Origin of the sequence: Mesorhizobium sp. AA22 (assembly GCF_001672375.2) — a bacterium.
In the GTDB taxonomy this organism is placed as follows: Bacteria; Pseudomonadota; Alphaproteobacteria; order Rhizobiales; family Rhizobiaceae; genus Mesorhizobium; species Mesorhizobium wenxiniae.
The window spans coordinates 1,147,707-1,160,049 of the sequence record NZ_CP048406.1 but is presented as its reverse complement, the minus strand read 5'-3'; the positions used below and the strand labels follow the sequence as shown (position 1 = coordinate 1,160,049).

The 12,343-nt window shown below is 64.3% G+C and carries 10 protein-coding genes; 1 reads left to right on the top strand and 9 read right to left on the bottom strand.

All coding sequences use genetic code 11. The features are described 5' to 3' along the window. Window positions 1–19 precede the first annotated feature (19 nt). Entirely contained in the window at window positions 20–1,429 is a 1,410-nt protein-coding gene (gene uxaC, locus A9K68_RS05470) for a glucuronate isomerase (RefSeq protein WP_065011184.1), read from the bottom strand. Between the two features lie 176 nt (window positions 1,430–1,605). Between uxaC and A9K68_RS05465 the strand changes: the two genes are divergently transcribed. Then, window positions 1,606–3,090: a mannitol dehydrogenase family protein gene (locus tag A9K68_RS05465; RefSeq protein ID WP_065011331.1), complete on the top strand. Its 1,485-nt coding sequence runs from the start codon at window positions 1,606–1,608 to the stop codon at window positions 3,088–3,090. 51 nt (window positions 3,091–3,141) lie between these two features. Here the strand turns inward: A9K68_RS05465 and lepB are convergent, their stop codons facing one another. The 8 genes from lepB to A9K68_RS05425 form a co-directional block, all read right to left on the bottom strand. Beyond that, window positions 3,142–4,104, bottom strand: coding sequence for a signal peptidase I (gene lepB, locus A9K68_RS05460; protein ID WP_246811299.1), 963 nt, complete (start codon window positions 4,102–4,104; stop codon window positions 3,142–3,144). A gap of 94 nt (window positions 4,105–4,198) precedes the next feature. Next, on the bottom strand, window positions 4,199–4,606 hold the full coding sequence (locus A9K68_RS05455; protein WP_029349043.1) for a F0F1 ATP synthase subunit epsilon: 408 nt from the start codon (window positions 4,604–4,606) through the stop codon (window positions 4,199–4,201). Window positions 4,607–4,721: 115 nt separating this feature from the next. After that, window positions 4,722–6,305, bottom strand: coding sequence for a F0F1 ATP synthase subunit beta (gene atpD, locus A9K68_RS05450; RefSeq protein ID WP_065011329.1), 1,584 nt, complete (start codon window positions 6,303–6,305; stop codon window positions 4,722–4,724). A 73-nt stretch (window positions 6,306–6,378) separates the two neighbouring features. After that, window positions 6,379–7,263 (bottom strand): F0F1 ATP synthase subunit gamma, encoded by an 885-nt coding sequence (locus tag A9K68_RS05445; protein WP_029349044.1) that lies wholly within the window; start codon window positions 7,261–7,263, stop codon window positions 6,379–6,381. A gap of 33 nt (window positions 7,264–7,296) precedes the next feature. Then, complete coding sequence (gene atpA, locus A9K68_RS05440; RefSeq protein ID WP_023800086.1) at window positions 7,297–8,826, bottom strand: F0F1 ATP synthase subunit alpha; 1,530 nt, start codon at window positions 8,824–8,826, stop codon at window positions 7,297–7,299. Beyond that, complete coding sequence (locus A9K68_RS05435; RefSeq protein WP_065011183.1) at window positions 8,826–9,386, bottom strand: F0F1 ATP synthase subunit delta; 561 nt, start codon at window positions 9,384–9,386, stop codon at window positions 8,826–8,828. Before A9K68_RS05435 ends, atpA begins: the two co-directional genes overlap by 1 nt. 246 nt (window positions 9,387–9,632) lie before the next feature. Continuing rightward, the gene (locus A9K68_RS05430) at window positions 9,633–10,028 is read right to left on the bottom strand and encodes a DUF4345 family protein (RefSeq protein ID WP_065011182.1); all 396 of its coding nucleotides are present in this window, start codon (window positions 10,026–10,028) and stop codon (window positions 9,633–9,635) included. Between the two features lie 110 nt (window positions 10,029–10,138). Continuing rightward, complete coding sequence (locus A9K68_RS05425) at window positions 10,139–12,322, bottom strand: primosomal protein N' (RefSeq protein WP_065011181.1); 2,184 nt, start codon at window positions 12,320–12,322, stop codon at window positions 10,139–10,141. Window positions 12,323–12,343 lie beyond the last annotated feature (21 nt).

Sequence of the window (12,343 nt, the reverse complement as noted above, 5' to 3'; positions counted from 1 at the left end):
ACGATGGCGGCAAGCGCCGTTAGAGCCGGTACGCCTTTTTTGCGAGCGTATAGGCAAGTTCCTGCGCCAGCTCGTGCGCCTCGTCTTCGCGGAGCCGATGCTCGGCGACGAGACGCGCAAGAAAGGCGCAATCGACCCGACGCGCCACCTCGTGACGAGCCGGGATGGATGGAAAGGCGCGGGTGTCGTCGTTGAAGCCGACGGTGTTGTAGAAGCCGGCCGTCTCGGTGGTCATCTCGCGAAACCGGCGCATGCCCTCAGGGCTGTCGTGGAACCACCAGGCCGGCCCGAGCTTCAGCGCCGGGTAGACGCCGGCGAGCGGCGCCAGTTCGCGCGCATAGCTGGTCTCGTCGAGCGTGAAGAGGATGATGGTGAGGTCGCGCTCCAGCCCGACGCAGTCGAGCAGCGGCCTCAGCGCCGTCACATAGTCGGTTCGGATCGGGATATCGAACCCCTTGTCCCTGCCGAACCTCTGGAAGACGGCAGGCGAATGATTTCGCCAGGAGCCGGGATGGATCTGCAGGACCAACCCATCGTCGCGGCTCATCTTGGCCATTTCGGTCAGCATCTGGGCACGAAACAGCTTTCGCTCGCGCTCGTCGTCCGAGCCCCGGCGGATGCGGTTGAACAGCTCCTGTGCGGCGGCATCCGACAGATTGGCGGTCTCCGCTGTCGGATGGCCGTGATCCGACGCGGTCGCGCCAAAACTCTTGAAGAAGGCCCTTCTCTGGCGATGCGCATCGAGATAGCCGGCCCAGGTGCCGGTGTCGCAGCCGGTGATGTCGCCGAGCCGATCGAGATTGGCCGAAAAGCCTTCGAAGTCGGGATCGACGACTGCATCCGGCCGGTAGGCGGTGACGACGCGGCCCTCCCAGCCGCTGTCGCGGATCATCTGGTGCCATCTGAGATCGTCGAGCGCGCCTTCGGTCGTCGCGATGACCTCGATGTTGAAGCGCTCGAACAGTGCTCGCGGGCGAAAATTCTCCCACTGCAGCAGCGTCGCAATTATATCGTAGTGGCGGTCGGCCGTCGCCCCGTTCAGCGGCTCTTCAATGCCGAACAGATGGGCAAGCACATGGTCGAACCACAGGCGCGTCGGCGTGCCGCGGAACAGATAATAGTGCTCGGCGAAGCACCGCCAGATCGTCCTGCCGTCGGTCTCCACCGGTGAGCCGTCGAGCGTCGGCACACCAAGGTCCTCGAGCCGGACGCCCTGGCTGAACAGCATGCGGAAGATGTAATGGTCCGGCACGATCAACAATTGCGCCGGATCGGGAAACGCCGCGTTGAGCGCATACCAGCGCGGATCGGTGTGACCATGCGGGCTGACGATCGGCAGGTCCTTCACCCCGGCATAAAGCTCGCGGGCAACCGAACGCGGACGCGGCTCCGCGGGAAACAGCAAATCCGGATCGGTCAATGCGGCCACGTCGTTCCTCCCAACCCGGCCATCGGTAGGATCCGAAAGAAATTATGTCAACATACAAAAAATAGATTGTTGTATGATGACTTTTACGCAGCGTCAGCCCATTGTGCGGGAAGGAAACGGATGTTACGCCGCATGCCGGCCAACCCCGGCACCAGCTCGATCAGACCCATCGCACGATGACAGACAGACGCCTTTCCAACACTACGCGGCAGGCATTGCCGGCCCCGGTCGCGGTCCCAGGATACGACCGCAACCGTGTCCTACCCGGCATCGTCCATCTCGGCGTCGGCGCATTCCACCGCGCCCATCAGGCAGCCTATGTCGACGATTGCCTGGCGGCGGGAGAGATGGATTGGGGCATTGTCGGCGTCTCGCTGCGCAGCACCGAGACACGCGACGCGCTGGCTCCGCAGGACGGGCTCTACACGCTGGCGGTCAGGAGCAGCGACAGCGAAAGCCTGCGCGTCGTAGGCTCGATCGTGTCGATGCTGGTGGCCCCGGAAGGTCCGGGTGCGGTGCTGGCCGCGCTGACTGACCCGCGCACCTCCATCGTCACGCTGACGATCACCGAAAAGGCCTATCTCAGGGCGGCGGGTGGCGGACTGGACACAGCCCATCCCGACATTGTCCACGATCTGGCCAACCCGCGCACGCCGCGAACGGCGCATGGTTTTCTCGTCGAATCGCTTGCGCGCCGCCGCGCCGCCGGTATCCAGCCATTCACCGTGCTGTGCTGCGATAACCTCCCGGCCAATGGCGCCACGCTGCACCGGCTGCTGGTCGAATTCGCCGCGTTGCGCGGCACCGATCTCGCCCGCCATATCGCCGACGAGGTGGCGTTTCCGTCGAGCATGGTGGATCGCATCGTGCCGGCGACCACCGATGCCGACCGGGCACGGATATCAGGCCAGCTCGGCATCGAGGACGCCTGGCCTGTGATGACCGAGCCGTTCTGCCAATGGGTGGTCGAAGATGATTTCCCGGCGGGCAGGCCGGACTGGGAAAGGTTCGGCGTTACCATGGTCGGTGATGTCGGGCCGTTCGAGGACATGAAGCTGCGCCTGCTCAACGGCTCGCATTCGGCCATCGCCTATCTCGGCCTGCTTAGCGGCTACGAGACGGTCGACCGCGCCTTCGCCGATCCGGCGATCCGGCAATTCGTCGACGGATTGTGGGCCGAAGCCATCACAACGCTACCGAAAGACGCCGGGCTCGACACGGCCGACTACACCGCCCAGCTTGCCAAGCGCTATTCGAACACCGCGCTCGCCCATCGGACGGCGCAGATCGCCAATGACGGCAGCCAGAAACTGCCGCAGCGCATCGTTGCCGCGGCAATGGAGCGGATGAGTGCCGGTGCGCCGCCTGCGCATCTGATGCTGGTGGTAGCCGCCTGGATCGCTGCCTGCGAGGCGCGCGGCGAAGCCTTGCCGGGAAGCCATTTCACCGACCCGCTCGACTTGGCCCTGGCTGCACTCGACACTCGGCATCTGTCGGCGGGCGAAACGGTGGCGGCGGTGTTCGACCTGGCCGGCTTCGCCAAGGGCGGTGCTGAGCGCCTGACGCTGATCGACCTCGCGGCCGCCCATCTCGAACGCTTGCGCCAGGGCGGCGTGGCTGCCGCTTTCACAGCGCTGGGCATACAGGGTGCGAAAACATGAGGCAGAACCGCGCGCCGTCGTGCGTGCGGTGGAGGCGGCGACGACTTGAAGCTATTTGCCTGTCAGACCGTCCAAGGTGTGCCGTGACGAGTAGTCGACACCTCTGGAGTTCCAAAACAGGCGAACGCCCTTGCCGACCAAATTCTCATACGGAATAGTGCCCATATCAAAACGGCTATCGGCGGAACTGTCGCGATTGTCGCCAAGCATGAAGTAGCGGCCAGCCGGAACGACAACAGGCTGGGTGTTGTCGCCCGTCGATCCGTCGATCACGTCGAGGACCGAGTAGGAGACGCCGTTCTGCAATGTTTCGCGCTGCACTTTGGCCGACCGGATTTCATCGGAGGAGTAAGAACCGGTCTTTTCAAGCTTCACCGCCTGGTCGTTGATGTGAAGGACGCCGTCGATCATCTGGATCTTGTCGCCAGGAAGGCCGACAATGCGCTTGATGTAGTCGGTACTGGGATCAGACGGCCGCCTGAAGACTGCGATATCGCCTGGCGCCGGCGCCGTGTCAAACGTCCGCCCTTCGATCGGCAGCAAGCCAAAGGGGACGCTGTGGCGGCTGTAGCCGTAAGCAAATTTGGACGCGAACAGATAGTCGCCGACCTCAAGCGTTGGCACCATGCTGCTCGCCGGTATTGAGAATGGCTGAAACAGGAACGACCGGATCGCAAACGCAGCCAGAGACGAGGCCAGAAAGGCCAGCACCAGAACCGAAAGTCCTTGCGCGTACCACTTGTCCGGCTTGAATCGATGCGCAAAGGGAACAACGAGCACCACCGAAAATATCGCTATGCCGATACTTGAAAGATTGGCCAATCCGGAAAGATCGATGCCCGGCAAAACCGGGAACCCGATGTAGCAAAGGGCGATGCTTGCGGCACTGATCGCGACCAGACTTACGACCGCCAGCTTGCCGCTTCCGATCCAAAGAAATCCGCCGAACGGGCCGCCAAAGGCCGACACCAGGGCCGCCGACCATCTGGATCTCGACCTTGTGTCTTCAGTCACCGGCTACCGCCCCCACGGCAAGCAAAGTCGGACTGTCCCTCAAACAAAAAAGCGAGGCAAGCCTCGCTTTGCAATTGCCGGAATGATCTTCGCTTCAAGCAGGCAGGATGGCGCCTTCGAGTGTGGTGAGCTGGCTAAGAAACTGCTCGGCCTTGCTGCGCGTCTGGTCGTCCTTGGCGTCGGCGACGTCTTCCCTGGCTTCCTGGATACGGCGGGTCAGGTCGGCGCGATCGATGTCGCCGACGGCTACCGCCGATTCGGCGAGCAGCGTGCAGCCGGCCGGAACGATGTCGGCAAAGCCGCCGAACACGACGTAGCGTTCTTCCTTGCCTGCCGCGGTCTTCACCGTGACGACGCCCGGCTTGATCGTGGTCATGACCGGCGCGTGATGGGCCATGACGGTCATTTCGCCTTCGGCGCCCGGAATGACGACGGACTCGACCTGCTCGGAAACCAGCAGGCGCTCCGGCGAGACCAGTTCGAATTGGAAAGCTTCAGCCATGATTAATTCAGCGAATGGTGAATGGTGAATGGTGAATGGTCCGAAAGACCTTCACTCAGCCCCGATTTCCAGTCCGCTACTCCCCATTCACAATTCACTACTGACCATTCACCAATTACGCCGCTTCGGCCGCCAGGCGCTGTGCCTTCTCGACGGCTTCTTCGATGCCGCCGACCATGTAGAAGGCGGCTTCCGGCAGGTGGTCATAGTCGCCGTTGCAGAGGCCCTTGAAGCCCTTGATGGTGTCGGCGAGGTCGACCAGCTTGCCCGGCGCGCCGGTGAACACTTCGGCGACGAAGAAGGGCTGCGACAGGAAGCGCTCGATCTTGCGGGCGCGGGCCACCGTCTGCTTGTCCTCTTCGGACAGCTCGTCCATGCCCAGGATGGCGATGATGTCCTGCAGCGACTTGTAGCGCTGCAGGATCGACTGCACCTGGCGCGCGACCTGGTAGTGCTCTTCGCCGACGACCATCGGGTCGAGCATGCGCGAGGTCGAATCGAGCGGATCGACGGCCGGATAGATGCCCTTTTCCGAAATCGCGCGGTTGAGCACGGTCGTCGCGTCCAGGTGGGCGAACGAAGTCGCCGGCGCGGGGTCGGTCAGATCGTCGGCCGGCACGTAGATCGCCTGCACGGAGGTGATCGAGCCCTTGGTCGTCGTGGTGATGCGCTCCTGCAGCGCACCCATGTCGGTGGCCAGCGTCGGCTGGTAGCCCACGGCCGAAGGAATACGGCCGAGCAGCGCCGACACTTCGGAGCCAGCCTGCGTGAAGCGGAAGATGTTGTCGACGAAGAACAGCACGTCCTGGCCCTGGTCGCGGAAATACTCGGCAACCGTCAGCCCGGTCAGGCCGACGCGGGCGCGCGCACCCGGCGGCTCGTTCATCTGGCCGTAGACGAGCGCCGCCTTGGATCCTTCGCCGCCGCCCTTCTTGTTGACGCCGGACTCGATGAACTCGTGATAGAGGTCGTTGCCTTCGCGGGTGCGCTCACCGACGCCGGCGAACACCGAGAAGCCGCCATGCGCCTTGGCAACGTTGTTGATCAGTTCCTGGATCAGCACCGTCTTGCCGACGCCGGCGCCGCCGAACAGGCCGATCTTGCCGCCGCGGGCATAGGGCGCAAGCAGATCGAGAACCTTGATGCCGGTGACCAGGATCTGCGCTTCCGTCGACTGCTCGACATAGGTCGGAGCCGGCTGGTGGATGGAGCGCATCTCGATGCCGTCGACCGGGCCTGCCTCGTCGACCGGTTCGCCGATGACGTTGATGATGCGACCGAGCATGCCGGGGCCGACCGGCACGGTTATCGGTGCGCCGGTGTCATAGACGTCCTGGCCGCGAACCAGACCTTCGGTCGAGTCCATGGCGATGCAGCGCACGGTGTTTTCGCCGAGATGCTGAGCCACCTCGAGCACGAGGCGACTGCCGACATTGGACGTTTCCAGCGCGTTCAGGATCGCCGGCAGATGTTCGCCGAACTGCACGTCGACAACGGCACCGATGACCTGGCGAACCTTGCCGGCCAAGCCAGTCTTGTTGATGGCAACGGTCGGCGCCTTCGCCGCGGCAGCCTTGGCGGGCGCGGCCGCTTTCTTGGCCGGAGCGGCCTTCGCTGCCGCTGCCGGAGCCTTTGCCGGCGCTGCCGCCGTCGCGGCAGCCTTCGGGGCCGCCTTCTGGGGGGTCGCTGCTTTCGCCATCGTCTTTACCCTTTTCGTCTCTTTGTTTCTCACGCAATCCGCCTGAAGGTCGCTGACCTTCATCGGAGCGCGCCTAGAGCGCCTCGGCGCCCGAAATGATTTCGATCAATTCCTTGGTGATCTGCGCCTGCCGCTGGCGGTTGTAGGTGATCGACAATTTGTTGATCATGTCGCCGGCGTTGCGCGTCGCATTGTCCATGGCGCTCATCTTGGCGCCCATCTCGCCGGCCGCGTTTTCGAGCAGCGCACGGAAGACCTGTACGGAAATGTTGCGCGGAATGAGGTCGGAGAGGATTTCGCCCGGCTCCGGCTCGTATTCATAGACGGCATTGCCGCCACCGGCCACCTCGGCGGGGGCGGAAGCCACGCCTGCCGGAATGATCTGCTGCGTCGTTGGAACCTGGCTGATAACGGACTTGAACTGAGAATAGAACAGCGTGCAGATGTCGAAGCCGCCCTCGTTGAAGAGCTGGATGACTTTTTTGGCAATGGCATCGGCGTTGATGAAGCCGAGCGTCTTCACTTCGCGCAGGTCGACGCGTTCGAGGATCAGCGCCGCGTAGTCGCGGCGCAGGATGTCGAACCCCTTCTTGCCGACGCAGATGATCTTGACCTGCTTGCCGTCGGCCAGAAGCTTGCGGATGTGGTCGCGGGCAAGGCGTGCGATCTGCGAATTGAAGCCGCCGCACAGACCACGCTCAGCGGTGCAGACGACGAGCAGATGCACGTCGTCCTTGCCGGTGCCGGTCATCAGCGCCGGGGCCTCGCCACCGCCGCCGATCGCCTGGGTTATGTTGGCCAGCACAGCGCCCATGCGCTCCGAATAGGGGCGCGCAGCTTCCGCCGCTTCCTGCGCGCGACGCAGCTTCGCCGCGGCGACCATCTGCATCGCCTTGGTGATCTTCTGCGTCGCCTTGACCGAGGCGATACGGTTACGAAGGTCTTTTAGTGAAGGCATGCTTCAAACCTGATCCCGTCCGTCCGGCTTCGTTCAAGCAAAGGTCTTGGCAAAAGTGTCGATCTCCGCCTTCAGCTTGGCACGCAGATCGTCCGACAGCGCCTTCTCCTTGCGGATGCCGTCGAGCACCTCTTTGCCGGCCGAGCGCATGTGGCTGAGCAAGCCATGCTCGAACTTGCTAACCTGGTCGATTGCCAGCTTGTCGAGATAGCCGTTCACGCCGGCGAAGATCACCGCGACCTGTTCTTCGACCCTGAGCGGCGAGAATTGCGGCTGCTTCAGGAGTTCGGTCAGGCGCGCACCGCGGTTGAGCAGGCGCTGCGTGGCGGCGTCGAGGTCGGAGCCGAACTGGGCGAAGGCCGCCATTTCGCGGTACTGCGCGAGCTCGCCCTTGATCGAGCCGGCGACCTGCTTCATCGCCTTGATCTGCGCCGAGGAGCCGACGCGCGACACCGACAGGCCAACATTGACCGCCGGGCGGACGCCCTGGAAGAACAGATTGGTTTCCAGGAAAATCTGGCCGTCGGTGATCGAGATGACGTTGGTCGGGATGTAGGCCGACACGTCGTTGGCCTGGGTCTCGATGATCGGCAGCGCCGTCAGCGAACCGCCGCCATTGTCGTCATTGAGCTTGGCGGCCCGCTCCAGCAGGCGCGAATGCAGGTAGAAGACGTCGCCCGGATAGGCTTCGCGGCCGGGCGGGCGGCGCAGCAGCAGCGACATCTGGCGGTAGGCGACGGCCTGCTTCGACAGGTCGTCGTAGCTGATCAGCGCATGCATGCCGTTGTCGCGGAAATATTCGCCCATGGTGCAGGCGGTGAACGGCGCCAGGAACTGCATCGGCGCCGGATCGGAAGCGGTGGCGGCGATGATGATCGAATAGTCGAGCGCGCCGCGCTCTTCGAGAACTTTCACGAACTGCGCGACGGTCGAGCGCTTCTGGCCGACGGCGACGTAGACGCAGTAGAGCTTTTCCTTCTCCGGCCCGTGTTCGTGCACCGATTTCTGGTTGAGCATCGTGTCGAGAATGATCGCGGTCTTGCCGGTCTGGCGGTCGCCGATGACCAGCTCGCGCTGGCCGCGGCCGACCGGGATCAGCGCGTCGATGGCCTTGAGGCCGGTCGACATCGGCTCGTTCACCGATTTGCGCGGTATGATGCCGGGCGCCTTGACGTCGACGCGCTTGCGCTCGGTCGCCTGGATCGGGCCCTTGCCGTCGATCGGGTTGCCGAGCGCGTCGACGACACGGCCGAGCAGGCCCATGCCGACAGGCGTGTCGACGATAGCGCCGGTGCGCTTGACGATGTCGCCTTCCTTGATGTCGCGGTCGGCGCCGAAGATGACGACGCCGACATTGTCAGCTTCGAGGTTGAGCGCCATGCCGCGGATGCCGCCGGGGAACTCGACCATCTCGCCGGCCTGGACATTGTCGAGGCCATAGACGCGGGCGATGCCGTCACCGACGGACAGAACCTGGCCGACTTCGGAGACCTCGGCCTCCTTGCCGAAATTCTTGATCTGGTCTTTCAGAATTGCGGAAATTTCCGCGGCGCGGATGTCCATCAGCCGACCTCTTTCAGTGCAAGCTTGAGCGAATTGAGTTTGGTTTTAAGCGACGTATCGATCTGGCGCGAGCCAATCTTCACCACCAGCCCACCGAGCAGCGACGGATCGACGGTCACGGTGATCGCGACATCCTTGCCGGCAACGCTTTTCAGCGCCGCCTTCAGCTCGGTTTGCTGGGCATCGGTCAGCGCATGCGCCGAGGTAACTTCAGCGGCGGTCTCGCCACGGTGCTCGGCGGCGACCTGGCGGAATGCCTTGATCATGCCAGGGATTGCGAACAGACGGCGGTTCTGGGCGACGACGCGCAGGAAATTGCCGGTGAGGCCGGTGATCCCTGCCTTGTCGGCGATCGCCGCAATGGCCTTGGCCTGGTCCTCGCTGGAGAACACCGGGCTGTTGATCAGACGGGCAAGTTCCGCACTGCTTTCGAGCATTGCCGCGAAACTGTTGAGGTCGGCCTCGACCTGGGCCACCGAATTCGCCTGGAGCGCGAGCTCGAACAGCGAACCCGCATAGCGCTCTGCGACACCTGAGATTGGCGATGACGATTGGGCCACGGACCGTCTTTTCTCTTGTCTGACAGGCCGCAGATTGTTGGCGCGAGCGAAAACTCTAGCTAAATCTTTGACCTTACTGCGTTTTTCCAAGCACGGAGGCGCGGCTTCCGCTATCCCCGGCCGAAAGTCGATTGCCGTCTAGCACAGGCATTTTAAGACCGCAATGCGTCGTCCCGCATGGTTTTCAGGCACTATTGTCGCATCCGGCGGTGCGGTTCGACCGTCGGTCCCGAATTAGCCTTTGATTCAAGGCACAAAGCCGAAGGCGAAGGCAAGCGGCAGCGCCGCCAGCACCAGTTCCACCACGATGGACGCCCAGTTGAAAGGCGTGTTGGCGCCGTCCGACATCATCGACAGCAGGCGGCCGAAGGCGGTGAACAGCCAGGAAAAGCCAAGCGCCATGTAGAGCAGCGGTTGCGCCAGCAGAATGCAGCACAGGCTGACGCCAAGATAAAAACCCGACATCCGGCCGCGGCCTTCGGCGATCGCTGCCGCCTTCTCAGGCTTGACCTGCAGCCGCAGAATCCGGAAGGCCAGCCCCGGCGCCAGGAACAGCAGCAGGCCGAACAGCAAGGTCACGACGGCGCTCGACCACGCCAGCCACTCGCCCTGGCTCATCGGCCACGGAAACGCAAATTCCATACTGCCCCCTCGAAAATGGCTGGTTCGAAATTTCGGGCATTCTAGCGAAGGAAGAGACATGCGCCAGATGGCGTCGGCAATTTACGAAAAGCCTGTGAGCTGACGGCCTCTCACAAAAAGCTCTGCGGGTCTATGTCGACCTGCACCCGCACCGAGCCCCGTATCTTCGGTCCCTCGGCCAGCATGGTGCGAATGAACCCCTGCATGTCGGCGCGCCGCTCGCCCTGGATCAGCAGGCGAAAGCGATGGCGGCCGCCGATCAGCGACAGCGGCGCCTCGGCCGGGCCGAGCACGAACAGGTCGGAGGCCTGGGGCGCCGCCCGCCGCAGGCCGCGGGCGTGCCCTTCGGCTTCCGCCCGCGTCGCCGCACTGACGATGACGCCGGCGAGCCGGCCGAAGGGCGGCAGCGCCGCCCGCTCGCGCTCGGCAATCTCGCGTTCGTAGAAGGCCTCGGCATCGCCGGAGACGATCGCCCGCATCACCGGATGGTCGGGCTGGAAGGTCTGCAGCAGGCCAAGGCTCTTCTTACCGGTACGGCCGGCGCGGCCGGTCACCTGGCTGAGCAGCTGGAAGGTGCGCTCGGCGGCACGCGGATCGCCATTGGCCAGGCCAAGATCGGCGTCGACCACGCCGACCAGGGTCATGTTTGGGAAATTGTGGCCCTTGGCGACGAGCTGCGTGCCGATGACTATGTCGGCCTCGCCGTTGGCGATGGCTTCAAGCTCTAACCTCAGCCGCCGCACGCCGCCCATCAGGTCGGACGACAAGACGATGGTTCGGGCGTCGGGGAAATGCGCGACGACCTCTTCGGCGATGCGTTCGACGCCCGGCCCGCACGCCACCAAATGATCAAGCGTGCCGCATTCCGGGCAGGCCTCGGGCCGTCGCTCATTGTGTCCGCAATGGTGGCAGACGAGCTGGCCGCGAAAGCGGTGCTCGACCAGCCAGGCCGAGCAGACCGGGCAGCCGAAGCGATGGCCGCAGACCCGGCACAGCGTCAGCGGCGCATAGCCGCGCCGGTTGAGGAACAGCAGCGACTGTTCCTTTTTCTCCAACGTCTGCCGCATATGGCCAAGCAGCACCGGCGACAGGAAACCGCCGCGCGCCGGCGGAGCGCGGCGCATGTCGATCGTCTTCAGGTCGGGAAGCGCCGCCTCGGCGAAGCGCGCCGAAAGCACCGCCCTGCTATAGCGGCCTTGGCTCGCATTGACCCGGCTTTCGACCGACGGCGTGGCTGAGGCGAGCACCACCGGAAAGCCGCCGATATGGCCGCGCACCACCGCCATGTCGCGCGCATTGTAGAAGACGCGGTCTTCCTGCTTGTAGGCCGGGTCGTGCTCCTCGTCGACGACGATCAGCCCGAGTTCCCTGAACGGCAGGAACAGCGCCGAACGCGCGCCGGCAACGACGCGGACGCCACCTTCCGCCACTTGCCGCCAGACGCGCTCGCGCATCCTTGGCGGCAGGTCCGAGTGCCATTCCGCCGGCTTGGCGCCGAACCGTTCCTGGAAGCGCTCGAGGAAGGCATGGGTCAGCGCGATCTCCGGCAGCAGGATCAGAACCTGCATGCCACGGTCGAGCGCCGCCGCAACTGCCTCGAAATAGACCTCCGTCTTGCCCGATCCGGTCACCCCGTCGAGCAGCGTGACGCCGAATGCGCCGGCGGCGACATTGGTGCGCAGCATCTCGACCGCATCGCTCTGGTCCGGCATCAGCGAAGGCTGGGCGTAATTCGGATCGGGTGCTGCGACCACCGGTCGCGGCGGGATCATAACCGTATCGAACACGCCTTGCGCTTTCAGCCCGTCGATAACGGTCGACGAGACGCCGGCGGCATGCGCCAGACCGGACCGCGTCCAGGCGAGCCCGCCTTCGGCTGTTTCCAGCACGCGCATCCTCGCACCCGTCATCCGATCGGGTTTGGCGAAGGTGCGTTGCAGCCCTTCGATCCACGGTTCCGGGTCGAAGGCCTCCGGTGCCCGCAGCAGCATGCGCGCCACCATACCGGGCGGCGACAGCGTGTATTGCGCGATCCAGTCGACGAAGCGGCGCATGGCGCGGTCGATCGGCGGGCAGTCGAAGACCTGCTCGATCGGGCGCAGCTTCTTGGCTTCGACCTTTTCGACGGCGACGTCCCAGACGATGCCGGCGACCTGGCGCGGACCGAGCGGAACGCGCACGATCGAGCCCGGCACCACGCGCATGCCGGCGGGCACGGCGTAGGTGTAAGGCCGCTCGGCGGGCATCGGCACCAGCACCGGTGCGGCCGCGACAAAGGGCGAATCTTCGATCATGAGGCGTGACCTTGCCCCGAC

Bases quoted from the DNA above. Each gene is read 5' to 3' on its own strand.
- A9K68_RS05425 (WP_065011181.1), bottom strand. From the start codon at position 12,322: ATGATCGAAGATTCGCCCTTTGTCGCGGCCGCACCGGTGCTGGTGCCG.
- A9K68_RS05430 (WP_065011182.1), bottom strand. From the start codon at position 10,028: ATGGAATTTGCGTTTCCGTGGCCGATGAGCCAGGGCGAGTGGCTGGCG.
- atpA (WP_023800086.1), bottom strand. From the start codon at position 8,826: ATGGACATCCGCGCCGCGGAAATTTCCGCAATTCTGAAAGACCAGATC.
- atpD (WP_065011329.1), bottom strand. From the start codon at position 6,305: ATGGCGAAAGCAGCGACCCCCCAGAAGGCGGCCCCGAAGGCTGCCGCG.
- A9K68_RS05455 (WP_029349043.1), bottom strand. From the start codon at position 4,606: ATGGCTGAAGCTTTCCAATTCGAACTGGTCTCGCCGGAGCGCCTGCTG.
- A9K68_RS05445 (WP_029349044.1), bottom strand. From the start codon at position 7,263: ATGCCTTCACTAAAAGACCTTCGTAACCGTATCGCCTCGGTCAAGGCG.
- A9K68_RS05465 (WP_065011331.1), top strand. From the start codon at position 1,606: ATGACAGACAGACGCCTTTCCAACACTACGCGGCAGGCATTGCCGGCC.